The 25108-nt window shown below is 60.7% G+C and carries 28 protein-coding genes; 14 read left to right on the top strand and 14 right to left on the bottom strand.

Translation table 11 applies throughout. The features are described from left to right. Positions 1-3: 3 nt before the first annotated feature. Together ABIB91_RS24950 and ABIB91_RS24945 are read right to left on the bottom strand one after the other, a co-directional pair. Positions 4-675 (bottom strand): hypothetical protein, encoded by a 672-nt coding sequence (locus tag ABIB91_RS24950; protein ID WP_007595550.1) that lies wholly within the window; start codon positions 673-675, stop codon positions 4-6. A gap of 155 nt (positions 676-830) precedes the next feature. Beyond that, entirely contained in the window at positions 831-956 is a 126-nt protein-coding gene (locus tag ABIB91_RS24945; RefSeq protein ID WP_256375805.1) for a hypothetical protein, read from the bottom strand. A gap of 300 nt (positions 957-1256) precedes the next feature. Here ABIB91_RS24945 and ABIB91_RS24940 point away from each other — a divergent pair, with 300 nt between their 5' ends. Beyond that, complete coding sequence (locus ABIB91_RS24940) at positions 1257-1715, top strand: hypothetical protein (protein ID WP_007595548.1); 459 nt, start codon at positions 1257-1259, stop codon at positions 1713-1715. A gap of 40 nt (positions 1716-1755) precedes the next feature. Here ABIB91_RS24940 and galE read toward each other — a convergent pair whose 3' ends face one another. Next, complete coding sequence (gene galE, locus ABIB91_RS24935; protein ID WP_354168160.1) at positions 1756-2748, bottom strand: UDP-glucose 4-epimerase GalE; 993 nt, start codon at positions 2746-2748, stop codon at positions 1756-1758. 6 nt (positions 2749-2754) lie between these two features. Continuing rightward, a complete protein-coding gene (locus ABIB91_RS24930) occupies positions 2755-2934 on the bottom strand; it encodes a hypothetical protein (RefSeq protein WP_354236355.1) in 180 nt (59 codons plus the stop codon). Positions 2935-3143: 209 nt separating this feature from the next. On the opposite strand from ABIB91_RS24930, the gene ABIB91_RS24925 reads away from it, so the two are divergent. Next, on the top strand, positions 3144-3428 hold the full coding sequence (locus tag ABIB91_RS24925) for a hypothetical protein (protein ID WP_354168156.1): 285 nt from the start codon (positions 3144-3146) through the stop codon (positions 3426-3428). A gap of 145 nt (positions 3429-3573) precedes the next feature. Then, positions 3574-4020: a CHRD domain-containing protein gene (locus ABIB91_RS24920; protein WP_354168154.1), complete on the top strand. Its 447-nt coding sequence runs from the start codon at positions 3574-3576 to the stop codon at positions 4018-4020. 43 nt (positions 4021-4063) lie between these two features. Here the strand turns inward: ABIB91_RS24920 and ABIB91_RS24915 are convergent, their stop codons facing one another. From ABIB91_RS24915 to ABIB91_RS24905, 3 genes are all read right to left on the bottom strand, one after another. Next, a complete protein-coding gene (locus ABIB91_RS24915) occupies positions 4064-4429 on the bottom strand; it encodes a VanZ family protein (protein WP_219684233.1) in 366 nt (121 codons plus the stop codon). A gap of 121 nt (positions 4430-4550) precedes the next feature. Then, complete coding sequence (locus ABIB91_RS24910) at positions 4551-6140, bottom strand: EAL domain-containing protein (protein ID WP_502917015.1); 1590 nt, start codon at positions 6138-6140, stop codon at positions 4551-4553. A 596-nt stretch (positions 6141-6736) separates the two neighbouring features. Beyond that, positions 6737-6910 carry a hypothetical protein gene (locus ABIB91_RS24905; RefSeq protein WP_162847250.1) on the bottom strand — a complete coding sequence of 58 codons (174 nt, stop codon included), beginning with the start codon at positions 6908-6910 and terminating at the stop codon, positions 6737-6739. A gap of 1011 nt (positions 6911-7921) precedes the next feature. Between ABIB91_RS24905 and ABIB91_RS24900 the strand changes: the two genes are divergently transcribed. The 3 genes from ABIB91_RS24900 to ABIB91_RS24890 all read left to right on the top strand — a co-directional run bounded on the left by ABIB91_RS24900 (position 7922) and on the right by ABIB91_RS24890 (position 9146). Further along, the gene (locus tag ABIB91_RS24900) at positions 7922-8212 is read left to right on the top strand and encodes a hypothetical protein (protein WP_354168149.1); all 291 of its coding nucleotides are present in this window, start codon (positions 7922-7924) and stop codon (positions 8210-8212) included. Positions 8213-8253: 41 nt separating this feature from the next. Beyond that, complete coding sequence (locus tag ABIB91_RS24895) at positions 8254-8670, top strand: hypothetical protein (RefSeq protein ID WP_007595535.1); 417 nt, start codon at positions 8254-8256, stop codon at positions 8668-8670. A gap of 200 nt (positions 8671-8870) precedes the next feature. After that, a complete protein-coding gene (locus ABIB91_RS24890) occupies positions 8871-9146 on the top strand; it encodes a hypothetical protein (RefSeq protein WP_219684228.1) in 276 nt (91 codons plus the stop codon). A 20-nt stretch (positions 9147-9166) separates the two neighbouring features. Here ABIB91_RS24890 and ABIB91_RS24885 read toward each other — a convergent pair whose 3' ends face one another. Beyond that, positions 9167-9820: a hypothetical protein gene (locus tag ABIB91_RS24885; protein WP_354168146.1), complete on the bottom strand. Its 654-nt coding sequence runs from the start codon at positions 9818-9820 to the stop codon at positions 9167-9169. A gap of 1325 nt (positions 9821-11145) precedes the next feature. After that, positions 11146-11538 (bottom strand): hypothetical protein, encoded by a 393-nt coding sequence (locus tag ABIB91_RS24880; protein WP_354168144.1) that lies wholly within the window; start codon positions 11536-11538, stop codon positions 11146-11148. A 196-nt stretch (positions 11539-11734) separates the two neighbouring features. Here ABIB91_RS24880 and ABIB91_RS24875 point away from each other — a divergent pair, with 196 nt between their 5' ends. Then, entirely contained in the window at positions 11735-12130 is a 396-nt protein-coding gene (locus tag ABIB91_RS24875; RefSeq protein WP_354168142.1) for a hypothetical protein, read from the top strand. Between the two features lie 39 nt (positions 12131-12169). Here the strand turns inward: ABIB91_RS24875 and ABIB91_RS24870 are convergent, their stop codons facing one another. Next, positions 12170-12715, bottom strand: coding sequence for a hypothetical protein (locus ABIB91_RS24870; RefSeq protein ID WP_354168140.1), 546 nt, complete (start codon positions 12713-12715; stop codon positions 12170-12172). A 177-nt stretch (positions 12716-12892) separates the two neighbouring features. Continuing rightward, positions 12893-13630 carry a metallophosphoesterase family protein gene (locus ABIB91_RS24865; RefSeq protein WP_354168138.1) on the bottom strand — a complete coding sequence of 246 codons (738 nt, stop codon included), beginning with the start codon at positions 13628-13630 and terminating at the stop codon, positions 12893-12895. Between the two features lie 191 nt (positions 13631-13821). On the opposite strand from ABIB91_RS24865, the gene ABIB91_RS24860 reads away from it, so the two are divergent. Further along, the gene (locus ABIB91_RS24860) at positions 13822-14445 is read left to right on the top strand and encodes a transglutaminase-like cysteine peptidase (protein WP_219684220.1); all 624 of its coding nucleotides are present in this window, start codon (positions 13822-13824) and stop codon (positions 14443-14445) included. Between the two features lie 10 nt (positions 14446-14455). On the opposite strand, the gene ABIB91_RS24855 is transcribed toward ABIB91_RS24860, so the two are convergent. From ABIB91_RS24855 to ABIB91_RS24845, 3 genes are all read right to left on the bottom strand, one after another. Continuing rightward, entirely contained in the window at positions 14456-15736 is a 1281-nt protein-coding gene (locus tag ABIB91_RS24855) for a hypothetical protein (protein WP_354168135.1), read from the bottom strand. A 168-nt stretch (positions 15737-15904) separates the two neighbouring features. Then, positions 15905-16180, bottom strand: coding sequence for a hypothetical protein (locus ABIB91_RS24850; RefSeq protein ID WP_007595516.1), 276 nt, complete (start codon positions 16178-16180; stop codon positions 15905-15907). 74 nt (positions 16181-16254) lie between these two features. Then, positions 16255-16773 (bottom strand): hypothetical protein, encoded by a 519-nt coding sequence (locus ABIB91_RS24845; protein ID WP_354213131.1) that lies wholly within the window; start codon positions 16771-16773, stop codon positions 16255-16257. Between the two features lie 276 nt (positions 16774-17049). Here ABIB91_RS24845 and ABIB91_RS24840 point away from each other — a divergent pair, with 276 nt between their 5' ends. From ABIB91_RS24840 to ABIB91_RS24815, 6 genes are all read left to right on the top strand, one after another. Further along, on the top strand, positions 17050-18252 hold the full coding sequence (locus ABIB91_RS24840; protein WP_354168131.1) for a polysaccharide biosynthesis/export family protein: 1203 nt from the start codon (positions 17050-17052) through the stop codon (positions 18250-18252). A gap of 151 nt (positions 18253-18403) precedes the next feature. Further along, positions 18404-18985: a hypothetical protein gene (locus tag ABIB91_RS24835; RefSeq protein ID WP_354168129.1), complete on the top strand. Its 582-nt coding sequence runs from the start codon at positions 18404-18406 to the stop codon at positions 18983-18985. 28 nt (positions 18986-19013) lie between these two features. Further along, entirely contained in the window at positions 19014-20498 is a 1485-nt protein-coding gene (locus ABIB91_RS24830; RefSeq protein ID WP_354168127.1) for an O-antigen ligase family protein, read from the top strand. A 138-nt stretch (positions 20499-20636) separates the two neighbouring features. After that, positions 20637-21260, top strand: a complete 624-nt coding sequence (locus tag ABIB91_RS24825) for a hypothetical protein (RefSeq protein ID WP_354168125.1) — start codon at positions 20637-20639, stop codon at positions 21258-21260. Positions 21261-21522: 262 nt separating this feature from the next. Continuing rightward, entirely contained in the window at positions 21523-23775 is a 2253-nt protein-coding gene (locus ABIB91_RS24820; RefSeq protein ID WP_354168123.1) for a polysaccharide biosynthesis tyrosine autokinase, read from the top strand. A gap of 183 nt (positions 23776-23958) precedes the next feature. After that, complete coding sequence (locus ABIB91_RS24815; protein ID WP_354168121.1) at positions 23959-24561, top strand: hypothetical protein; 603 nt, start codon at positions 23959-23961, stop codon at positions 24559-24561. The last annotated feature ends 547 nt before the right edge of the window (positions 24562-25108 follow it).

The raw sequence follows: 25108 nt of genomic DNA, 5'->3' as shown, positions 1-25108 counted from the left end.
TGCCTATTCGAGCCGCAGCAGGCGCCCGACGATCGGCGTTGGCGACGACGTGGCGCTGGGATCGACCTGGAAGGCGTAACGCTTGGTGCCGAGGATGGCGAGATAGCTGCCGCCCGGCGTCAGCGACTTCCCGGCCTTGGCGAAGTCATAGAACTTGCCTCCGACCATCGTCTCGCTCTTGAGGGGAACGCTGATCGTGGGCTCCTTGCCATCGGTACGTTCGATCACCAGGGTGCTGCCGCTCTTGGCCTGCACCAACGGCGCGACGCCGTAGAGCGTCGGCAGCTTGGCCGGAGCGTTGCCCTTGGCGTCCGACCGCATGGTGCGGAAGGTCGTCGCGGCACTCTGGTTCGCCTCGCGCTCCGATAGTTTTGCCGCGTTGGTATCGCAGGGCACCTTTTCACGCTTGACCTCGCCGAGTTGCACGGTGCTCTGCTCGGTGCCGACCATGACGACGCCTTCGCTGATGGTCTCGCGCTGGCACGATTTGAGATAGCTGAGCGTAATGGTTGCCTTGGGCCCCAGCTTGATGATCTTGCCCGGCGCCACATAATCCATGAACGCGACACCGTCGACCTTGCCTTGCACCTCCTCGACGATGGCGGCCGGGGTCTCCGCCAAAGCGGGGGCAGCAAGACAGCACGCGCCGACAACAGCGCCGATCAGGCTTTTCATGGGAATTCTCATCCAATTCGACCGATACTTGCCCGGTCCCCGTCCAGGCCCGATGCTTAGCAGCGAAACGCCCAGGTAAGTGTGACCGGAATCACTCTCAGCTATTGGTGCACTCTATCAGGAAGAGGTTCAAACCGGCGACCGGATGGATAATTTCATTCGGCTGGGACGGCCTCGACCGGGTAGCCCTCCGCTGCACTCTCTATATCAATAATGGGCGCGAGCGTGGCCTCGGTCTTCTGATACGGCGTCGCCTGCTGACCGTCGGCGATCTCGACCACTTCCTCCCAGCGCGACAGGAAGGCTAGCTGTCACGAGCTGGCTGGAGTTGATAGCGGTTATATGCGTGCTGCCAAACGAGGTCGGCACGCCGATCGTTTTTAGCGCGGTATGCAACGAGCTCCATCTTTCTTGCCCGCTGCACGGGGGAGCGTGCGCCCGCCCGCGTCGCTGCGCGTCGGCAGCAATTTGACTGGCTCGCTTTGCAGGGCGTTAACCGTGGCGGAATGCTCCCCGCGCGGGTCATTGTCGCGCCCCAGAGTTGGTTGCAAATACGTTTGAGTTTTACGGTGGATGTTTTCATGCTGAGAGACGGCAAATATGCGGCCTGGTTCAGGACCCCGCGCGGTCAGGGCACGGGCGTCGTGCATCTGGCGGAGGGACGAATCTCCGGCAGCGACAGCTTCTTCACGTATGGCGGCTCTTACCGAATCGACGAGCAGCGCTTCACGGCGGTTCTGACCACGCGGCGACATGCCGAGGGGCCGCCGACCGTGTTCGGGCTCGACGAAGTCGAGGTCAAGCTCTCGGGCGTGTGCAGCGGCGCGATGGCGACTTGTTCCGGAACGGCCGAGCAGGCGCCCGATGTGACCTTCGAGGCGACGCTGATCTACAGCCAGGACGAGGTGCCCGCCGTTGAGGCCAGAGGTGCGGTCGTGAAGCTCAACGCAGACAAGCTGCCCAAGGGGCTCGACGGCCGCTCGCGATCGCGCCATCCGTTTGCGCCGGGATCGCTCGGCTCAGAACGGAATAGACCATAAGGCCACGTCTCATCCCGCCTGATCGACTTCGACGATGTCGTCAGGGCTGCTTAAGCGGATGAGCCCTCTGGTGCCAGGCCCAGGCGGTGCGGATCACGGTCGGCAGATCCGAATGTCGCGGCACGAAATTCAGCACTTTTCGCGCTGCGGAGGGATCGGCGACCAGATAGGTGGGATCGCCGGCGCGGCGCGGTTTGACGGTGTGGGGCACCTCGCGCCCGGTCTCCTGCCTGATGGCAGTCAGAATTTCCCGCACCGAAAAGCCGGAGCCGGTGCCCAGATTGAAGCTCCCGCCGGCATGCCCTTGTTCCAGCAGCTTCAGCGCCGCGACATGCGCTGCGGCGAGATCGGTGACATGGATGTAGTCGCGGATCGCGGTGCCATCGGGCGTGTCGTAGTCCTCACCGAACACGGCAAAATCGACATGGCCCTGTAACGCCATCATGGCGCGCGGAATGAGATGGGTTTCATTGTCACGCAATTCGCCGATGCCGCCGGCAGGATCGGCGCCGCTGGCATTGAAATAGCGCAGGCAGAACGCGCCGAAGCCGTAAGCGGCGCGGTAATCGGCGAGCATGCGCTCGATCATCCACTTCGATGCGCCATAGGGGTTGATCGGCGCGCAGGGGAAGTCTTCCGGCAGTTCCTTGGAATCGGCATTGCCGTAGACGGCGCCGGTCGAGGAGAACACGATACGATGGCAACCCGCATTGCGCATCGCCTGCAATAGCGACAGCGTGCCCTGCACATTGTTGACGTAGTACTTTTGCGGGTCGGTCATGGACTCGCCGACGAGGCTCGCCGCCGCGAAATGCATGACCGCCGTGATTTTGTGCTCGGCGAAGGCGCGCGCCAGCGTGGCGCCGTCGAGCAGATCGCCCGTTACCAGCGGGCCGGCGACGAAGCCGCGATGACCTGTCGACAGATTGTCATAAACGACGGGCTGATAGCCGGCCGCGGTCAGGGCGCGGCAGGCATGCGAGCCGATATAGCCCGCGCCTCCCGTAATGAGGACAGTCGGTCGGTCGGTCATGTCAGCTTACCTCGAGGTGAAATCAACGATCATCGATGCGCCCGTGGCCAGCACCAAATCGGCACACAGCACGAGCACCGCAAGCGTCAACCATTCGAAACGCTTGCCGAAGGCGGGGACATGTCGAGTGGCGCCATGGGACAGGACATCACTCAAGGAGAGGGCTTCCGAAGTGATCTGTCCCAATGTGATTGCCTCAGTTCGACAGTTGATCGATCCGGTGAGCATAGATCGATCTTCGCTGTATGCAACCCACCGGGGGCTCGGCACGATCGTCCTTCTTCGTTTAGCTCGCATTGACTCTATCGCTGCGAAACGGTGGGCGCGCGCATCGCGGCAACCGAAGCTTTAAGCACGAAAAATAAGCTGATGCCGAGTAAAGGAGTGACGGAAACATGGCACAGATCTGGATGACTTATGACGAACTCGCCGGGCTTAGTGGCTGCACGCCTGCCGAGGCCAGAGTGCGGGCCATCCATTTGTCACTTGACCGCCGCAAAAGCCGCGATGGCGCAACCCGCGTTAAGCTCGATCTGGCGCTGACGGCTAAATTTTTCGCATCTGTCCGGGACGCCGGTTTTGATCTGGACGGCGCCATCGAGGCGCTCCAGGCCACCCATCGGCAGATGGCAGAACTCCTGTCGCCGAACCAGTTCCAGGGCCGGCGCCGGTCGGCTTAGCCCGCGCACGCATCGATCACGCTCCGGGCGCGAGGAGCCGAGATTCTCGCGATAATTGTTCCGAATCAGGCATAAATCTCCATCCGGAATTTCCATTGCAGGCCGGGTTAACCGCAGCGGGCCGCAGAGCCTGCAGGAGGATGCCATGAGGAACGACAGCGATCGAGGCTACGCGACACTGTTGGGAGCGGCGATGCTGGGCGGGCTGATCATCATGACAGCCGCAACGGCAAACGCAGAGCTTGTGAAGTTGCAGGCCGATTTAAAAGGCAGCAATGAAGTGCCTCCGAACAACTCGCCCGGAACAGGCAAGGCCGAGGCGACCTACGATACCGAGGCGAAGACCCTCACCTATACGGTCAGCTTTTCCGGCTTGACCGGGGCAGTCATGGGGGCACATTTCCATGGCCCCGTGGAGCCCGGCAAGAACGCCGGCATCGTGCTGCCGTTCAAGACGGTGCAAAGTCCGATTCAGGGGAGCGCAACGCTCACCGAAGCTCAGGCTGCGGATCTGCTGGCCGGGAAATGGTACGCGAACATTCATACGGCCGCGAACCCGGGCGGTGAACTACGCGGACAAATGACGAAATAGCGACGGCAGCTTCCCAATGCAGACGTGCAGGCCATGCATCTGCTCAGGAGGGAGGCCTCGGTAAGAAGGCCAGGATTGTTTGAGCGAGGAGGACCCCGACGGTCCCGCCTGCTGCTTTTTGCAGCACGTCCAGGAAACCCGGATCACGATCGGGCGTCATTGCTTGCAGGATTTCGAGCCCCATCGCGACGGCCACGACAAGCGAGCAGGCGAGGGTGAGCCGACCGGGCAACAGGAAGGACAAGAGAAATCCCAGCAACCCGTAGGCGCTGAAGCGTTCGATCACGACGACCCAATAAGCCTCGTGATGACCGATAAGTACGGGTCTCCCCGCCAGTCTCGCAAGCGTGGCATAGACGATGAGCGCGAAGCAGATTCCAGCGGCTGCGATAAGGTGGTTGCGGCGCATTGGACGACCATAGCTGGATGGGAGCCGGGCCGCGTTGAAAGATGAGAGTATCGTTAAGGCTGATTGAGCAGGGCGCCCGGTGCGGAGCGTCTTGCCGTCTCGGGTTAACGGCTCAATCCAGTCAGGCCACCAACACCGCGTCGGTCGGCAATTTAGCGCTCTGCGGCAAGCAGCGTGACTCGACCAACTCGCTGAATCGCGGGAAGGGCAGTGGGGCGGAGACCAGATAGCCCTGCCCCTCCTCTACGCCGGATGAAATAAGCGCCTGGACCTGCTCTTCCGTCTCGATGCCTTCCGCGACCACCATCATTTGGAGGTCCTTCGCAAGTGCGACCAGCATCTCTACGATCGTGGCAGTCGATGCGTCCACGGTGATCGTGTCGACGAAAAATTTGTCGATCTTGATTGTATTGGCGCCCAGGCCCTTGAGCCGAGATAGCCCGCTATGACCGACGCCGACATCATCAATGGCGACGCGAAACCCGTAGTCCCTGAGTTCGCTGACGACAGCTGCGGCGCGTGCGAGATCGTCGAGCTCGTCGCGCTCGGTCACCTCGATGACGATCTGGCGCGCGGAGACGTGCGCCGCCATGACTGTGCGGCGGAGCGTTTCAATGAAGCCTGCACTCAAGAGATGCTTTGGCACGACGTTGAGGGAGAGCTTAAAATCCTTGTTCGCTTTCAGCAACGGTTGCAGATCCGATAGCGCCGATCGCAGGATCTGCCAGGTCATGACCTCGATGCGGCCGCTGGATTCCGCGAGCGGGATGAAGTTCATCGGAGGCACGACCGATCCGTCTTTGAGTAGCCACCGAGCCAATACCTCGCAGCCCCGGATCCGACCGGTCTTGAGCTCGAAGATTGGCTGGTAGTACGGCTTGAATTCGTTCGCGGCCAGCCCGCGATCGAGATCGGCGACGGGCCCTTCCATGCGGCGGCTCCGCGCCAAAAGCCCGCCGAAAAGCGCGCCGATTGCAAACGCTACGGCCAACGCCGGCCAGTAGGCCTCGCTGTTCCACGTCGAGAGGATGCCGCGTTCGAGGCGGATGGTCGCATGGAGAGGGAATCGAGCGGAATTTTTGTCGAGATCGATCGGGGCCTGCAAGGCTTTGTCGGGATCGAGCAGGAATTCGCCAAGTTTCTCGCCGTTGCTCAAGGCGAGGATCACTTCGCTATGGGCGCGCAACTCGGCGGGCATGATGTCGAACAGGCTGGCGTTGACGCCAAGAATGGCGACCAGTGCGGCATTGCCGTTGACGTCTTTGAGTACGCCCAGAGCATCCCCGCCGAATTGCTCAACACGGAAGAGCGAGAGGCTCTTGTCGTGCGAGGGAAGCATATCGCGGCGGTCGATCCATCCCTTGTCGAATTCGAGCGTTTCGGAATAGGCCGAACAGATCACCGAGCCATCAGGGTTGACGAGGCGCACATCCTTGATTGCGGAACGCTGGTAGACGTGGAGCCGGATCGCCTGCAGCGTCGCGGGCCCGCAATCGGCAAGATCGCGCCGCGCGAGTTCGCCCAGGCTCGCGCCGGCAAAATCGACCGCAAATTCGGCGCGACGCAGAACGACTTCCGTCAATTCGTCGAGCTGATGGGTCTGCTGGTATCGAATGAACGAAGTCGCCGCAAAATGGCCGGCCACGCCGAACGCGGCCATGCTCGCGAGCACGAGCGCCGCAAATGCGAAAGTCGGTCGCTGCAATCTCATTCGGCCCGGCGGAACAGAGGGAAGCGTCGGCCCATCCTAGTCAGGACGCGCTAAGATAGGGTTTAATGGCGGGACGAGGCATGTGGAACCGGCCTTTGGGGGGTGGGCAGGCGAGAAACCCGTCTGCCCCGGACCGGGGGCCCTATCGAAAAATGCCTCTTAACCTTCCGCTCCCAAGTTCTGGCGGCCCATTCGATGGCGGAGGGAAGCGGGTGCGGGATTGTAGGGCGCGATGGAAGTCTGCCGGGTGCTGCCACCATGCTGTGGCCGGGTGGCTCGCAAGCGCAAAACCACGAAGGCGATATTGATAGCTAACCAGACCAGAACGACGGAAATGGCAAGATGTGCCACGGCCAGACCTCGCGATGCAGTTGAGGTCAACGCGAGCGCGCTGGTTCGGTTCCCTGGCGAACAGGGTTAGAGCGCATTTATTTCATGCAGCTGGATTCGAGGCTTTCGAGCGGACGGTGGTCTCACCTTGGCTTGAGTCCTGGCTCCAGTCCGATCAGCAACACGTCGCATTCGTTCTTCGTCAGAATCGGAGATCGCGCGCCCGCGGTCATCCATGACGTCGTTGGCGAAACACCGCCGCACGCCTAGGCCTTTTTCCTCGCCTTCGTTTTCAACGAAAGACCAAGGCGCAAGGCCATGCGCTTGATCGCATCGGGCGATCGTCCGAGCTGTTTCGCCGCCTCCTCCAATGAAGCCGAAGACTTGGCCAACTCCATCAGCCGGCGGTCTTCCTTGAACGACCAGGGCTTGCGCGCCATAACCGAAATCATCCTCTCGTCGAGACAAAGACAAAGCCGCCAAGCGGACCCATGTCGCTCGACGGCTTTGCTTGGGTGGGGCCGAGCTTGGGGGAGCCCGGTGAGACGATGGGATAAGCGATCGGTGAGACTTCGCAACAAACAACGCGGATTAAGCTAACCGCTCAACCTTAACGCGTCTAATCCGGACTTCGTGGCTCCGTATTATCACGGAGATTTCAATGCTGATCAGCAGCGGCCGTCGCCGCGTTTTGAGTGGTTCGAAGCCGAACTTATCGACCGGCGATTCTGAAGGCTGCATCGACTGGGGCCGTCGGCGTGAACTCGGATTAACATCCGGCCGGATTTAACTTCAACAGTGAGACGTTTTGGTCTTTCCGGGTCCCCGGCCGTCGGGCGACGACCAAACTTCGATCAGCTCTTGCACAAACTTCATCATCGCCTGACAAAACTTTCAGCGGCGCCGATCTTGAAGTCGTCACAACGACAAGATGAAATGCAATGGGAGGAACGCGCCGGAAAAATGGGACGTTCAAATGTTGGCAATTGTGGTTTTGGGTTCGATCTTCGCCGGCGGTTTTGCTTGCGGCTATGGTGCGAGGGCGTGGCGCTCGCGCAAGCGATCGGCAAGATATCGTCTCTACGCGCCCTATACTCCCGCGGCAACAGGAGCGGGACGAAGTCGGTCGCCGTCGTGATGGTGGACTCTCGCGCGTGGCCTGTTTGCCGGACGATGTGCGCGGCGTGATCGAAATAACCATGTGCGGTTAGGTTAACTTGTCGCAACTCTTGAGAGCTTAGCCAACGTCACCTAGAACACATTGATTCACGACGAATGTTTAGCCGCCCCGATTTTTCAGGGGCCCGCGTTAGGGTAGGCGTAAATGACGTATCTGATTGCATTGCTGGGCGCGACAATTTGCATCCTTATTTTGATCGTTTTCGTTCGCGCCTATGATCGACATCTGAAAGATTGTCCAGGTCCCTGGATCATGGACGAGGCTCATTCGAATGACTGATCCAAGGCACAACGCGCCCCGAAGGTATTTCGTTGATGCGCAAGGGAAATGGGTGCTGATAGGGCTGTCGCTTCCGGAAACGGCCGAGTTCGAAGCGCTGGATGTGACATCGGGAGAGACGGTTGAAATCGCGGCCGAAATCGGTCTGAGCGACGGAGCCGCCGCGGCGGACGAAGCTCGATGGCGTGAGCTCTATTCCAAACACGAAGGAGCCTGGCGGGCGTGGATCGTACAAAGCCAGGCGGAGCGGCCACAAGGTTCAAGCTTTGTTAACTATGTCTGACCGATGTTAGCGGTCCAAATCTCGAACGTGGGATGGCCCAAATGTTTCAGCTGTTCCTGAGAGCGCGCGCACACAACTTTCTCAGCTCCCGCCGTGAGGACAAGGGCTTCAAGGCCCGTACCGTCGAGCGCGATGCGGAGACGGACCGCGTTCGAATCGATGCCGTCATGGTCGCGATCGATGCGGCATTGCGCGATGCAGAGAGGGAGCAGGTCGGCCTCGGACGACGCGTTGATGACGCACTTGCGCGTGCATCCGTCACCTTCGGAAACGGCACCGATGAATATCTCGAACGGGAGCCGATCGACAGCCATCATCAAGATCTCTTTGCCGCCGACATCTCCAACGGCCAGCGGCGGCTCAAGGAATTGGCAAACACCATCACTCACTTGAGATTTATCAGGACCGCGATGCTCACGCGCTTTCCGAACCTGAAGCCGCCGCAGCTCAATAGCTAGGATCGAGGCTTTGGCTCGGCATCTGCCGTCTGGTGAAAAGCAGCAGGTCCAGACACGATGGATATCTCGGTCCGAGAAGCATAATCTCTCGCTGAACAGCTTTGCCACGGGACAATTCGGGCGCCGCTTTGCCGTTGGCTCTTCTGCCGGTTTTGATATGGTCCCGTCCTGTTCTCGGACGGATTGAAGGAGCGAGCCACGTGATCTCCAGAAATTTGCAAAGGTCGATGGGATTGGCATTTGTTTTGGCCATTGGCGCACCAGTCACGGCTTCGGCCGTCACGGTAGAAGTCGCGCGTGCATGCGACGCAGCTTTGGCCAAGGCCTTTCCGCCCAAGCAAATCGGCAATCCCGCTGCGGGCAGCGCGGGGACTGTCAAGGAGCGGCGCGAATATTTGAGCAAATGCGTCGCGAACAACGGCAAGGTCGATGATGCGCCGGCAGATGCGCCTAAAGACGCGAAGGCCAAAAAATAAACGAACCGCGTCGCGCCACCTTAGCGTCGTGGCGGGCAAGGTGAGTAGAACGCGCCGTTCGTTGCATTGATGCGTTCGACGCATTGGTTGGGATCAGTCGGCGTCCCGGCGACCGTGAAGTCATAGCCCATACCTTTGACGATCACGACGTAGCGACCCGGCGAAAGCGTAAAGCCGTCCTGCTCTGGCTGCAGCGATAGCATTCTCGGCTGATCCTCGACCGGACCTACTTTGTAAGGGTACGACATGCTGCGGATGACCCAGGTGTCGCCGGCAGTGACCATGGCCGCTTTGCCGGTTGCATCGACGCCCATCGCTCGGGAGACTTTTGCGACCACCCGAACCTCGGTCCCGGTTGCATCGACGCCACCGTCGGGCCTGAACACAATGAAGCTGACATCTCCGCTTGTCAGGGTCGTCGCGCTGGGCGTGGTGATTGCCGCTGAGATCGCGACACGACGGTCTGGAATCTTTCCGGGGACCGGCTTGAGCTCCTGGAGCTGGCCCTCGCTCAAGGCGTAGACGCCAAACGCTGTTGGCAACGGCATCGAGGGTTGCGCAGCCGGCGTCGGCTCCTTCGGTTGATCCGGTGTCCGTTCGACACTCTCACCGCCCGATGGAGTCACAGCCATGGTGGGCTGAGGCTCGGGGCTTGTCGAGGTGCGCTTGGACAACGTCGCGGACTGCCACAATGCGAGGGATTGCGTCCTCAACCGCGGCCAATAAGTAACCGCCGCGCTGGCGCCGGCAATGATGACCAGGATGGCGGCTAATCGGATGAGGGAGTTGAGGATGCGGCTTCGCCGAGATGGGTCGAGCGGTCTGGGCCGCGCGACAGAACCGCGCCTGGTTTCCGCCGCCGTCGGGACGGGCGGCGAAGGCGGAACGGGCGCCAGATGGGGAACGACCTGAGGAGCCGGGGGATCGGGTGGCGAGGGATGCGAAGCGACGTCTAGAGCCGAGTCCGGCGCTTTGGACAGCGCGTCGCGCTCGCTGCGTTCAAATGATAGCTCAACGTCCCGAATGGCGCGTTCGAGCACTTGCTGGAGCTCGCGGGACTCCCGTGCGTCGCCATGGGTGCATTGTTCCAGAAGCTTGATCCGGGCAAGCTCGTATACGATTTCGCGGACCTGCCGTGGGTCGCCGGATATATCGCGAATCCGCCCGGACAGGAGGCGCACAAACCCGGCCTTGATCGCGTGCGTATTTGGCGCGCCGGCGGCGGTGTCGCTAGGGTCGGTCATCAAGACCGATCAAGTAACCCGGAACAGGCTGTTTCGCTAGTCCCATTGCTACGAAAGCCGCTCCGATCGCCAATCATGCAAGAGCCCTTGTCGACAGCTTCGGGGGCTTGCTTTTGGGCAGAAAGCTGTGACAGTTCGACGAGCTCCTCTTTCCGGTATTTTGATCATGCGCGACGGTTTCATAGCACTCACGTTTGTGGCTCTCCTGGTGCAACCTTCTTTTGCACAAGGGACCAAGGACAAAGCCAATTTGACGAGCACCAGCATCGTGACCACCCCTACGAAGAAAACCCAAACGGCCCAGAGCGCCTCCCGACCCACTGCCATCCGGAACCTGGCGCCGGGCAAGCTGCCGAGCGGGATGGCGGCTCAGGGGGTCTGGAGAGATGGCAAGCTGATCGCCGTGCCTCGGCAATGACGCCCAAGCAAGCGTGAAGGAACGGTGATCGCCTCCCGATGTTCTTGCTCGGGAGACATCTCATGAAACGATTAGTCCTGACCGCGGTCGCGCTTTTTGTAACAGCAAGTACGTTGGGCCCAAGCATCTGGCTCCCAAGCGCTTTGGCCCAGGGTGTCAATGATCCGTCGACGCCCAACCGAAATGTCATCATCGTCAATCCCTCGCAGCCCTCGCCGAGCACGGCTACGCGGAATATTCCGAGCCAGATTCAGCCACCTCTGGCCAGCGGAGGGCGCGCACGTCCCTATTATGGCAACAGAACGCGGGGCAGCGGGTCGAGCAGGCGCTAGTCTGGCTACTGTGCGTTGGGTGTCATTCCGCCGCCGCTGGGGAAGTTGCTGGATTTGAGCGCCATTCCACTGACGCGAAAGCGGACATTTCCTGCCAGGTACAAATAATCCGAGGTCGTGCTGCTGACGGTCCGCACCTCGACATAGGTCAGCGTGATCGAACCCACGCTTGGGGTTACCTGGGTGATGTCGACAAACCGAGCTCCCGGGAAAAGCTTCTGGTCGAGGCCATAGAAGATCTTTTCCCGCTCTGACCACAGCACGAAGTGACCGCCGGCCTTCTGATCGACAGCTTCGTATTGCGTATGGATCACTTGCGGGTATTCGATCTGGCCTGCCGCTGCAAAGTGAGTCCCCAAAAAGATCGCCAGAACCAGGAAAGTAATGTTGCGGACCACTGGTCAATACCCTCGCGCGCTAAAGCACAAAGCTTGCCCGCGATTTGGCTTTCGTGCAATCGGCAAACGTATACATTGAATGGAGTAGACGAGAAGTTTCCGGCCCTTGCTCGTTCTTGTTGCTCTGCCCTGGAGTTACAGCGTGCGAACCGCGCGACCCCACACCTCACTAGCTCATGCAAGGCGGCTTGGGCCGTTGTCGGGAGCGGTCCTGACCGTTGCCGGTGCGATCGGCTTCGGTCTCGCCAATCCGCCCTCGTGTTTTGCCCAGACCGAGCCGGAGCCCTCGGTCAACGACTATCTCCCACCAAGCGAGCCGGAAGTCAGCCGTGACGAGTGGCGTCAGCGTATCGAAGATGCACGGCGAAGATCCAAAGAGCTCTCGCGCGAGCGGCGGGATCATCCCGAGCTCTATAAACCGGTCCCGGAGGATCCGGATCTTGTCGCGACCGAACGTCTCCTCAACGATGACAGCCTGCAGCGCGGCGACATCGTCTCGACCAAGAAGGGCATGTTCGTCTACCACGGGCGACCGGATCAACCGCGCCGCGAGCAGGATTTCGTGCCGATCGCGCCAAAAGCGACGCGTTGATATTGACGGCAAGCCAGCAGGCTAAGTCGCGCTCGAACGTCAGTACCGCCGCAAAATCTGATTGAACTTCGGATCGGTCCCCTGGGTAGTCTCCAGGAGCAGCGACTTGCCTTGCGGCGTGGCCTGCAGGTAGGCAGCGATCAGGAGCTGCTCGTAGCGAGAGCGGTTGGCAAGCGCCGCGCGGACGTCCGATTGCGCCAGCAGCTTGATCTCTTCGTCGGCTGCTGCCGCGTTCGATGTGACGGTTTGGAGCCGTGCGAATGCGACGGCGATCGGCACCGCGCCGGCCAGGTAAGACATTTTCACTGCAGGCGTCGCCAGCTCACCCGCCTGCGCCTTCAGCGTGCCGAGCGTGAGCCAAAGCGCAGGCCGGATGGGCGATACTTTCAGGGCCGCAACAACGACGTCTTGGGCCGCCTTGTTCTCGGTGGCCCTGTTGTTGGCATCGGCTGCGGGATGGTGAAGAAAGTCTGCGGCTTTGGCGGCCGCATAATTCGCCAGCAAGTCGCCGTCGAATGAAAGGGGCGCCAGAACGCCCGAAGCAGCTACGTTGACCTTCTCGGGCGGAAACTCGCCCGAGAACAAATCGCTCGCCCTAAAGTTCGACCGCGTGAGATCGCCGTAAAACCCCAATCCTGCATAAAGCAGCAACATCACTGCGATGCAGGCGCCAATGATGCGAAGCAAGATCATGCGGCTCATGGTGAATTTCGATGTCCGCGTGGAAGGGCGCGGGAGTCGGCCAGCAACTCTGCAAAAGTCCTAAATTGCGAGCAGACTATCGCCCTGGATCGTGAGCAAGGTCAAGTTGCCGGTCGCGTAAGCGCCGGTGTCGATATTGATCCGGTTCGAGCGGATATCCGGGACGCTGACCGGGGTATGGCCGTGGACGACATATTTGCCGAAGCGTCTCTCTGACTCGAGGAATTCCTCGCGGATCCAGAGCAGGTCCTCCTCCTTCTGACGTTCCAGGGCTACGCCCGGCTTGACGCCGGCGTGAACAAAGAAGAAGTCGCCACACGCGAAGGACGGGCGGAGCTGCTGAAGAAACGAAAGATGCTCCGGCGGGAGCGCGCGCCTTAATCCTTCGATCAATTCAATCTGCTGCTCCGGCGTCGGATTCATCGTCGGGTTGATGCCGTAGGAAACGAGGGTTAGCAGGCCTCCGTAGCGGCGCCATTCCTCCAGCCGTGCCGGGTCCTTGAGGACCTCAAGCAGGAACACCTCGTGATTGCCTTTGAGGCACACTGTCTCATGGGACTTCGATCGCTCGATCAGGAGATCAATCACAGCGCGCGAGTCCGGGCCCCGGTCGACATAGTCGCCTAGAAAGACCTGAATTGCTCGTTTGGGGGCGGAGCGGGCAAGGTCGGCGTCGATGACGGTTAAGAGCGACTGAAGCAGGTCGGCGCGTCCATGCACATCACCGATGGCATAGATCCTCACGCCGTCGGGGAGCCGAGGCTTGACGTTGTTACGAAAGCGTTTGGAAAGGCCCATCAGCTGGTCGAATCGGGTCTGGCATCATGAATAGAGGGCATGATCGCTCATAGCAGAACAAGTTACGCGTCGGTATTCTTAATTGTTTCTGACGAAGGCGCGGCGGTTTTGATTAAAGGCTTGCTCGGCTTTTGAGCCGGATTTCAAGACGTCTCGCGTAGCGTTTCCCCAACAAGAATGGGGAGCGCGACATGCGCAAGACTTTAAAGTTCCTGGCGATTGCCGCCGCTGTATTGGCTGGGGCGGCTCAACACAAGGCCGAGGCCGCCTTCGTTGGTGCGCCGTCGGCGTTGCGCGGCGCCATCCAGTACATCAAGTTCGACCAGCCGACCTTGGCGCCGATGGCATTCACGATCTTTTGCCTGAAGTACGAGGGCGAGTGTAAGCCGCGGCCGCAGCAAATCGTGTTCAGGGGCGGACGTCTCAAGCTCACGGCCGAGCGCATGGCCCAGCTTCAGGAGGTCAATCGGCGGGTCAACAGCGCGATCCGGCCCGAGCCCAACTTGGAAGGGCTGCGTGGCGAGAAGTGGCTGCTGCATCCCGCCAGCGGCGACTGCAACGACTATGCCGTGACAAAACGCCACGATCTGATCGCCAAGGGCTTCCCGGCGCGATCGGTGTTGCTCAGCGAGGTCGTGACGACCTGGGGTGAGCATCATCTCGTGGTCGTGGTGCGCACGTTCTCCGGCGATCTCGTGCTGGATAATCTCACCGGGCACATCCTGCCGTGGTCGAAGAAGTCCTACCGGTGGGTCCGCATCCAAATGCCCAAGAACCCGACCTACTGGGCGTCACTGGCTGATCGCGACGTCTAACGATGAGCGACTAATGAGCCGTGCCGCGTGAGGACTGGGTGACGCTTTGGGACAATCCGAGTCCCACGATCGTTGACAAACAAAGGATTGCTGCCGGATGCAGCAGTCCCGAACCAGCGAAGCTCTCAACCAACGCGAAGACAAGGCAGGCCGCGGCCGCCGCAGGGAAGAACGAGTCGCGGCCGCGCTGCAAAGCCCCCAAAAATAAGCGTCCCAAAGTCATCATGCCCGCCAGCAGCGCGGCGGAAAAACCGACCCATCCGGTATCCGCGAAGATGGCTAAAGCCGTCGAGGGTGCCATCAAAGCCGCGCCGGCATCGCTTTGGTAGATCCTGCCGACGGCAGAAAAGGTGCCTGCGCCCGCACCGAACCACCTGGTGTCGGCCAACATGCGCTCCAGCGCGGCTCTGGTTTCGGCCCCCACATCCGGGACAAGCCGCAAAAGAATCGGCCCCGCATTCTTTTCGAACAGGAAGCTCAGGACAATCATCGCTCCGACCAGCGCGGCTAAGGACAGCGCGCCTGCGGCCAACGGCGATAGGTCGATCCTTCGAATGACAAGGATCAGCAAGATCAACACGAGGCCAAAGGCCGCGGCGATCGCGCTGTTCGTCCCGGACAAGCCAAAAACCGCAACTGCGCTGGTTAGAGCGCCCACGAGGCCGCAAAGGCCGATGGTCACCGACTGAACGAGCGAGTGGCGCGTTTCGGCCCGCTCGGCGGCCAGCTGCATGACGGCCAGATTAAGCATGACGCCAAGACCGGCCATCGTTGTCGCCAGGTCGGAAGGAACGGCGGTTGCAAGGGCGGGCGACAGTGGACGCAAATCCAGGGTCAGAGCCGACACCGCTGTTACCCCGCTCAGCACAAATAGCACCAGTTCGGCACGGCTGCGATCACGGACCACGACGATTGTCACGCTGAGCAACGAGATCGCTGCGAGGGCTTGAAACAGCGCATTCAGGGTGAGGCCGAGATCCGCCGTCACTGGCCCAAGCGACAGGCCACCGAGAGCATCGTGGCTGCTCACCCAGATCGGATGCGCCCAACTCAGCCACAGCGGCGCCAGCTGGGTTGCGACGCAAAGGGGAATGCCGATCAGGACCCAGCGGCCCCAGACCGTGGCACGCAAATAGTGCTCGTAGTCGGCCTTTCGTGCGCTGAAGACTGCTGCCAATAGCCCCAGGGCCGTAGCCGTCATCCCGAGCTGTACGCCGAATTTGGCGCCGGCAATGTCGAGAGCGGATGCAGAAACAAGGCAAACGATGAGGGCAAAATAAGCGAAGGACAAACGTGCGCCTGGAAGGAATCCTGAAAGGGTCAGGTCACCATACAAGCCGGAGACAAGTTTTCAAACAGAGCTCTGCAGCCGACGCCGCTCCAATCCAACGCGACCCAACCCCACATCAACGAAGCGTCGCCTGCGGGATCAGACGGGACTCTTGATCCGCCAAAGAGGTCAGCGGGCCGTCTTGAGCGGACGGGCAAACACGCGGGCGGCACGACCGGCGGCGAGAGCAAAGCGGGCGGCCGAGCCAAAAAGATAACCGGCCTGGAGCGCGATGGCCGCGAGCACTACGCCCTTCAGGCCGTCAAGGAAGCCCAGATTGGCGATCCAGCCGACCGGGATCGCGGCGAGCAGCATGACGAAGGTCAGCGGCAGCAGCACCAGGACGCGAAAGCGTTGGCCCAGAACTGCGCCTACCAGAAAGCTGAAGATCAAAAGCTCGGTCATCCGAAACACTCCGTGCTCCGGACCTTAGGTTCCGCACCCTAAAAAGACCCTTAAGTCATATGGCTAAATTTTGTCTATTGGCCGCAACTTGCCGCCAGAGAATTATAGGCTTCCCGCAGCCCGCTCAGGGCCACCACGCCTTTGATTTCGCTGTCGCTTTCCTTCACCACCACGGAAAGCGAGGGCATCGTCTGCCACTTACCGGCGGCTAAGGCCGAAACTTCGTCTGGCAAGAGCACCGCCGCGCCCGCGGCGGCCATGCTGGCCTCGAACGTCTGGGTACCGCCGCCGGTTGAGGAGATCGTTACTCGCGGGTGGCTCCGTGGCGGGAAGGGGCGGATCAAGGCCACCAAGACGTCGATCTTGCCTTTGGGAGCGCAGCGGACGATCAGGCCAGCGAACTCCGGGGCGGACTGCATCGTCTCGGCTGTTTTGGAGATGGAAGCGAAGCTCTCGCCCTCTTTGGGGCCTTGGGTGCGGGTGAATTTCCAAATCGAGGAGGAGGCTGCGATCTCAACGAAGGGGCGCTCCGGGGGTTCGTATCCAGGTCCGGCGAGCAACCGTCCTGTCAGGGCAAGGGAAAGAAGCGACAAGAGCAACGCCGGAACTCCTCATGAGACAGCGGAGCATTAGCAGAGACACGCGGGGATGAGAACGCCGCGCCCTTCGGTTGAGCGTTTGCCTGCTGAGCGGGCACACGAATTACAACAAACAGTCACAAAGGGTTAGCGAGGTTCCGAAGTAGTGGCGCAGGCGCAACACCGGCGGACTCATTGCGCCGTTAACCATCGGTTTCAGCCTGGAACTCTTGTCGCGCTGCCCGCTAGACCGTACCACTTTGAGGTAATTCGGGACGATCGGGGCGATTCATGCATTCCTTTGCCAAGACATATGTATTCAAGCCGGCGTTTCTGGCGGTCGCGTTGGCGCTCGGGGCGTGCTCGACCAATCCAGGCTCCGGCCCGTTAACAGATGACGTCAACAACAAGATCCAGACCGAGAATGCGCCGGCCTATGAGCTGGTGCCGCTCAATCCGGCCACGGTCAACATACTGCACAGCCATGAGCCCAAGGGTCTTGCGGGTGCGTTCACGGACAAGCGGCCGCCGGCCAGCATCGTGTTCGGGATTGGCGACGTTGTTGCGGTTACCATCTTCGAAGCCGCGGCAGGTGGTCTCTTCATCCCGGCGGAAGCCGGCGTCAGGCCCGGCAACTTCGTGACCATTCCCGATCAATCGGTCGACAATGACGGCTACATCACCGTGCCCTATGCCGGTCAGGTCAAGGCCGCGGGCCTTACGTCGGTCCAAATCCAGCGCGCAATTGTTGAAAAGATCTCCAACCGCGCCATCGAGCCGCAGGTTGTGGTTGCGATGTCCTCGCAGCGGACGCAGCTCATCAGCGTGTTGGGTGAAGTCAACGCGCCGGCGCGCTATCCGGCGAGCGCCGCGGGTGCGAAGGACAAGGTGCTTGACGCGATCACCCGCGCTGGCGGCATCAAGGGTCAGGGCTTTGAGACCTGGGTCATGCTGGAGCGTGCCGGCAAGCGAGCGACGGTGCCGTTCGAGAACCTGGTCATGACGCCCGAGAACAACATTTACGTTCGCCCGGACGACAGCATCTACGTCTATCGCGAGCAGCAGAAGTTCCTGGCGTTCGGCGCCAGCGGCCAGAGTGGCGAGTTCAACTTCGACGCTTGGCGCATCAATCTCGGCGAGGCCGTCGGCAAGTCCGGTGGTCTTCTCGACGGCCAGGCCAATCCGGCGGCCGTGTACCTCTATCGCCGCGAGCCGCGTGAGGTCGCTGCTCAGCTTGGCATCGACGTCAGCAAGTACACCACCGAGACGATCCCGGTCATCTTCAACGTCAACTTCCGCGATCCGGGCGGGTTCTTCCTCGCCACCAAGGTCATGATGAAGAATCAGGACATCATCTACGTCTCGAACTCGACCAACGTCGAAGTGGCCAAGTTCCTGACCTACCTGCGGGTGATCATGGCGACCGGCAGCGATGCCGTGAACCTCGCCAACGACGCTCTGATCTTCCGCAACAACGTCAAGTTGGCGCCTTAACGATCGGCGGCTCGAAGCGAATGGCACCGGGGCTTTGTCCCGGTGCCATTTTCGTTTAGCGATCGAGGCGGGTGCTGTTCGAGTTTGGATCAAGGCACCACCGAGCAAGGTTCGCCGGTGATCGGTCACCCCCGCGCGGTTGCGAGGCTTCATGCTCTTTCGACGGCAAGCATTCTGGCGTTCTCTAACGCTCATCATCGCGGGCCCTGTTCTGCTCGAACAGGCTGCCGGCGCGGCTGCGGAGTTCGGAGTCCGCCACCGGATCGACGTGGTGGTCTCAGCCGAGCCCGATGCGCCGATCTTTCAGCGCCTCCGGGGTGCTAAGGGCGAAGTTTCATTCACCGTCCGATTGTCGGCGAACGCCAAAGAGAGTCGCTTCTTCGGGATGCTGCATCCATCCTTCCCGGATGCTGTTGTCCCTGACAAAACTGACAAGCCGCTGGTCCAGCAGACCAAATTGTGGGAGGAGGACGTCTGCCATCAGCGGCGCGGCCTGCCGAAAGTGACGGTCACCCAACTTCGGGGGCGCTTTGGCGAAGGGGAGGGGCGGGTTGAGATTTCCGGTATCAACCGTCACATCGGCCTTCTGGTCCCGCCCGACGAATTAACACCTGGAATAAAACTCGATTCGGGGAGTGATAACGTTGGGCTATTCTACGGCTTCCGGGCGCAGACCCGGATCAGCCGCTTGAACGTGGATCTGAAGATCTATCCGATCGATTGCTTCCTCTAGAGCTAGAGCCGAGGTCGGCTAACTGACGATGCGCCTTCTTCCCCATATACGTTGGTCGTGGAGCTGGCCTGCGACCTTCATCCTGTTCTTCGTCGCCGCCGGCGCCCCGTTCCCGTTCGGCTCGACCAACGACCTCTCGATCGCGTTCTGGTGCCTGTGCCTGGGCCTCGCCTTGATCGTGGCGCCCGCGCGCGACTTGCGGCGGCCCCATTTCTGGATGATCGCGGGCATCGGGGTGATCGTGGCCGGATACGCCTTCGTGCTGCATGAGCAGCTGTCCGATCATCCCTGGATCGCGCCGTTCAATCCGATCTGGAAGCAGGCGTCCGACCTCCTCGGCGTGCCGATTGCGCCGTCGGCGTCCATCGTCAAGAACGAGGCGTTCTTCGCATTGGGCGCGCCGCTCGCCAACATTCTGGCAATCCTCCTCGGCATCACCGTCGGTGCCGAGCGTGAGCGCGCCCGACGTCTGCTTTGGGTCATCGCCGTCTCCGGGAGCCTTTACGCGCTTTATGGCGTCGCTTCGTTCCTGATCGAGCCCACCATGATCCTGTGGCGGGACAAGACGGCCTATATGGGCAGCGTCACCGGCACCTTCATCAACCGCAACACGGCCGCCGCCTATTTTGGGTCCTGCGCGGTGATCTGGATGCTCTTGATCCTGGCGGATGTCCGCCGGCGCTTGCCCGAGCGGCACATCGAGTGGAAGCGCGTGTCGCGCGACGTGGCCGAGATCCCGCCACGCCAGATCCTGCCGCATCTCGGAGCGCTGTTGATTTGCCTGATGGCGATGTTCATGACCGGGTCGCGCGCCGGCGTCAGCCTGTCGCTGCTCGCGATGATCGCCTCCTTCACGGTGTTCCTGCGCAAGGACCTGCCGCCGCGGACCGGAATCTGGATCTCGCTCGGCTCCGGCGTGGTGGTGGCGCTCGGCCTGATGCAGCTGCTCGGCGGCCGCGTCTCCAGCCGGTTCGACAGCCAGGGCCTGGTCGACGAGGGCCGCATCGAGGCCTGGAAATCCACGCTTCGTATCATCGCCGACAACCCCTGGTTCGGGACCGGCATGGGCACCTTCCAATGGGCCTTCCCGCCCTACCGCAGCCCCAACATCTCGATTCGCGGAATCTGGGATATCGCCCATTCCACGCCGCTGGAGCTCGCCTCCGACGTCGGCATCCCCATGGCGCTTTTGGTGGCGGCCGCATGGGCAGTCATGTTCGTTATCCTGGGCCGCGGCGTGTTCGCCCGGCGGCGCGACGCCATCATCCCGCTGGCGGCAGCGGCGACCGCGAGCCTGTCGCTGCTGCATTCCTGCCTGGACTTCACGCTCCAAATCCCCGGCTATTCCATTCCGTTCTTTGCGCTTTTCGGCGCCGGCCTGGCGCAATCGTTCCGCATCCGAGAGGCAGCGCGGGCGCAAGGCGAGGCGGTCGCCGCACTGGACGAGAAGGGGCGCCGGACGCAGCCTGCGCGCGGCCTGCGCCGCGCCCGCGAGCTTCACAAAACTGTCTAGTTTTGAAGCAGTTGCGCCGTTTACGAAGTCTTTAGAATAAGTGGACAGCGGTTTACTCTTTCGCTAGGTTCCCGCACGACACAGCCACTTGCCCGGGCCGAGACGTAAAGTGGGCAGACGTTTTTTGGAGGTTTTATTATGAGTGTTATCAAGATTGCGCTTCGCATGGCTGCGGCCGCGGCCCTTGCCGCGACGATTTCGAGCGCCGCAAGCGCCGCCGTCTATCCGCCGCAGCGCCAGCTGCCGGCCACGGTCATTTCCGAGTTCAAGGCGACACCAGGCGCGCTGTTGACGCAATATCCAGCCGGTGCGCAGCTGATCTCGCGCGTGCGCGACCTCGGCGCGTCTGATCCGACCACGGTGCCGGCGCTGATCGCGCTTCTCAAGGACCCCGCGACCACCAAGGACCAGATCCGCGCAATCACCGCCGGCCTGGCCCAGCTCGCCCGCATGGCTGCGGTAGCCGACCAGGCTTTCGCCAATGAGATCCAGGCGGCGATCGCCGGCACCAACAACCCCGACGTGATCGCAGCCTACCAGGCCGCAACCGGCGACGTCGCAATCGCGGCGGCCGGCGGTGGCGCAGGCGGCGGCGGCTCCGGCGCGGGCGGTCCCACGGGAGCGGGCGGTTTTGCGAACGGCGGACAGGGCGGCACCCTCGGCACGTTCGGTGGCCTGCACTACGCGACGCAGGTCAACCCGAACGCGAGCAATGGCGTCACGGGAACGACCAACGCGGGCGGAAACGTCAGCCCCCGCTGACGGGACCAGCCCTGCGGCCGGCCCAACAAAAATCACGGCAGCGGCGCCAGCAGGCGCCGCTTTGTTTTTGCCGTTAAGCTTCCCACAAGATCCCGGCCCGGCGGCCGGGTGCGCCGCATCAACAACGTTCAATTGCAGCCGGCATTGTGCTAGGCTTCCCCCCGGCGCGGGTTTTGCAGATCACGTTCGCTTCGAGATGCCCCGGAGCTGTTGGCAGACCACCAATCCTTAAACACAATCGATCCATTTTAGGAATTGCCGGATGTTGCAGGTGAACAAGCCGACCTCGGAGATCAACCGTGATTTCGCTGAGGCTGACGGTTCTCCGTCCCAGACGCTGACCTCCTACCTCGACATTATCAGGCGCCAGTTCCCGACCATCATCGCGATCGTGTCGGCCTGCGTGATCCTGGCGCTGCTCTATCTCTTCACCGCCGCGCCGCAATTCACCTCGACCGCTTCGATGGTGATCGACACCCGCAAGGTGCAGCTGTTCCAGCAGCAATCGATGCTTGGCGACATCGCGGTCGATTCCGCGACGGTGGAGACCCAGGTCGAGATCCTGAAATCCGAAAACATCAGTCTCGCGGTGATCCGCGACCTGCACCTCACCGAGGACCCCGAATTCACCGGAAGCGGCGGCGGCCTCTTAGGCGCCGTCATAGGCTCCGTCACCGGCCTGTTCTCCGCCGGCCACGCGTCATCCGAATTCGAACTGACGCGCAAGGCACTGGAGCGTTTCGCGAACAACCGCACCGTTAAGCGTCTCGGCCTCACCTATGTGATGGAGATCGGCTTCACCTCGCGCGATCCGCAAAAGGCGGCGCGCATCGCCAACGCCATCGCTGATTCCTATATCGTCGATCAGCTCGAGGCGAAATACCAGGCCACCCGTCGCGCCAGCGTATGGCTTCAGGACCGCATCAAGGAGTTACGCACGCAGGCCTCCGCCGCGCAGAAAGCCGTGGTGGATTTCAAGATCGCCAACAACATCGTCGACAGCGGCGGCCGGCTGATGAACGAGCAGCAGCTCGCCGAGGTGAACAGCCAGCTGGTGATGGCACATGCGGCCACGGCCGAGGCCAAGGCGCGGATGGACCGCATCAACGACATCCTCAAGCAGGAGATTCCGGACGCCAACGTCGCCGACGCGCTGAAGAACGACACCATCGTCAAGCTGCGCGGCCAATATGTCGACATGGCCTCCAAGGAATCGATCTGGGCGATGAAATATGGCTCGGATCACTTGGCCGCGGTAAATCTCCGACGCCAGATGGCCGAGATCAAAAAGAACATTATTGACGAGCTCAGACGCATCCAGGAATCCTACAAGAGCGATTACGATATCGCCCAGACTCGTGAGGAGGCCATCAAGTCGAGTCTTGCCAACGTTGTCTCGGAATCGCAGCTCACCAACCAGGCGCAGATCCAGCTGCGCGAACTCGACAGCACCGCGCAATCCTACCAGGCGATGTATGACAATTTCCTGCAGCGCTACATGGAGAGCGTGCAGCAGCAATCTTTCCCGATCACCGAGGCGCGCGTGATCAGCGCGGCGACTACACCCCTAGTCAAGAGCGCGCCGAAATCTCTAATCATCCTCGGCACTGCGTTGCTCGGCGGCCTATTGCTTAGCTTTGGTGCTGCCATAGCGCGGGAGTTGTCCGATAACGTGTTCCGCACGACCAGTCAGGTCGAGGAGCAGCTCGGCGCCAACTGCGTCGCCATCCTGCCGGCGCTCGGCGCGGTTGCATCCGTCGCCCGTTCTGGCAAGCTCGGCCGCGGAAAGAGCAACCCTGAGCCGGATTTGCTCCGTTACGTCGTCGACCATCCGTTGTCCCGCTTCTCCGAGGCAGTGCGCTCGCTGAAGGTGGCAGTCGACCTCAACTCCATCGTCCGCGAAAATCGCGTGCTGGCTGTAACCTCGACGTTGCCTAACGAGGGCAAGAGTACGCTCTCGACCAACCTCGCGCAGCTTATCGCTCATAGCGGGGCGCGTGTGATCCTGGTTGATGCCGATTTGCGCAATCCTTCTTTGTCCCGCGCACTACGGCCGGACGCGCAAGCAGGTCTTGTCGATGTCGTAGCCCTTAAGGCGCCGCTCGAAGACGTCGTCAGCATCGATCCACAGACCAAGCTCGCTGTCTTGCCCGCTGGCACAACTTCGAAGCTGCTTCACACGAACGAAGTGCTGGCATCTAAGCCGATGCGCGACCTCGTGGCGCTGCTGCGCTCGAAGTATGATTACGTCGTTATCGACATGCCGCCGATGGCGCCGGTGGTGGACGTGCGCGTCACCTCGTCCTTCGTCGATTCCTTCGTTTTCGTGGTGGAGTGGGGCAAGACGAAGATAGATGTTGTGCGCCACAATCTGAGGGGCGCTCCAGAGATACAGGACAAACTATTAGGCGTTGTTTTGAATAAAGCCGATACCAAGCTCCTTGCTCGTTACGAATCCTACCATGGTCGCTATTATTACCAAAAGTACTACGCGCGATATGGATACGTGGAATAGCGCGCAAGTCCTCATATCATGAGCAGCTTGCGACCCAAGCAGTTCAATGCGGTCCCACGCGCCCCACTTCTGCTACTGGGATTCGTCGCGTTTCTTTGGTCTATTTCGTGTTTACCACAGTTATGGTCTGCGTCCCTAACCACGGGCTTCGCATCGAGATTCATTGCTGGTGAGCGCTTTAGAATGAGCACGCTTCGCGATGTGGAAACGTCGCTCAACAACAGTTCCGAGTTTGTCCTTCCTCGCAGTGATTGGTTACGGTCTAAAGCGTTGTTTCATCTGTCGATCGTTGAAATGGGGGCGGCTGCAAAAACGGCCGATCAGGCGAACCAAGAGGGTGTTGCTGCTGATGAAGTTCTAAGATCGTCGCTTGCGCACAATCCTTTCGATCCGTTCCTCTGGTTTATGCTCTACTCCTTGCATAACGAGCGTAGCGGCTTCGATTCCAGCGCACTTCGTTTTCTTCGCCAATCCTACGCTACTGGCCCCTTAGAAGGTTGGATTGCCCTTCGGCGTAACAAGCTTGCGCTCGCGGCGTTCAGAAGCTTGCCTGGCGAAGGGCAGACAAAAGTTGTGGCCGAATTCGTGCAGATGGTCGATGCCGATTTTATAGAGAGTGCAGCGGTCAATTTAGTTAGTGTTGGATGGCAACAAAGTGATCAGCTTCTTGCCGCACTGGCTGATGCGAGCTTAGTTTCTAGAGAAGCCTTCGCAAGGAGGCTATGGAACGACGGCCTAAAAGTCAGTGTTCCTGGGGTAAAAATTGACGAAAGGCTACTACGTTGATCAAGAATTTAGATTGGAGAGCTGCTGCTTTCGTGTTTTGCGTGCTGCTACAACCGGTCTCTGCTGAAACATCCGCTCGCTCTCAGGGACGATTGACCATCCAAGGGCCTGCGGACCAGTCCCGTTCCGTGGCCGTGCGTGATGCGCTTGGCAGACCTTGTCTGGATGTCGAGGCAATCGCGCGGGCTCACGCGGTCAATCAAGAACTTATCGATCATATAGTCAGTCTAAAGAATAATTGTGCAAAGGTGATAAAGGCGAAGGTTTGCTACGTAGGCTCGGACAGATGTGCAGAAGCGACCCTTTCAAGCTACGCTAGAACGGATCTTCTTATCGGCACCATGACGGGTGTTCGAAGCTTTCGTTATACCATTACTCAGAAGTGATCCGGATTAGCGAAAATGCTAACGCGAACAGCGCTGTATTCGAATCCCTTGACAAGCCGTGTCCACGAATCCCTTATTCGTATTCGTCATTCAAGGTTCGTGAGGGCGGCTATTGAGGTCCCCTTCTACCCCCTCGATCGACTTGGCCAATCCAGAAACGG

Source organism: Bradyrhizobium sp. JR4.3 (assembly GCF_040547695.1).
GTDB classification, from domain to species: Bacteria; Pseudomonadota; Alphaproteobacteria; order Rhizobiales; family Xanthobacteraceae; genus Bradyrhizobium; species Bradyrhizobium canariense.
This window is presented reverse-complemented; position numbering and strand designations above follow the sequence as displayed.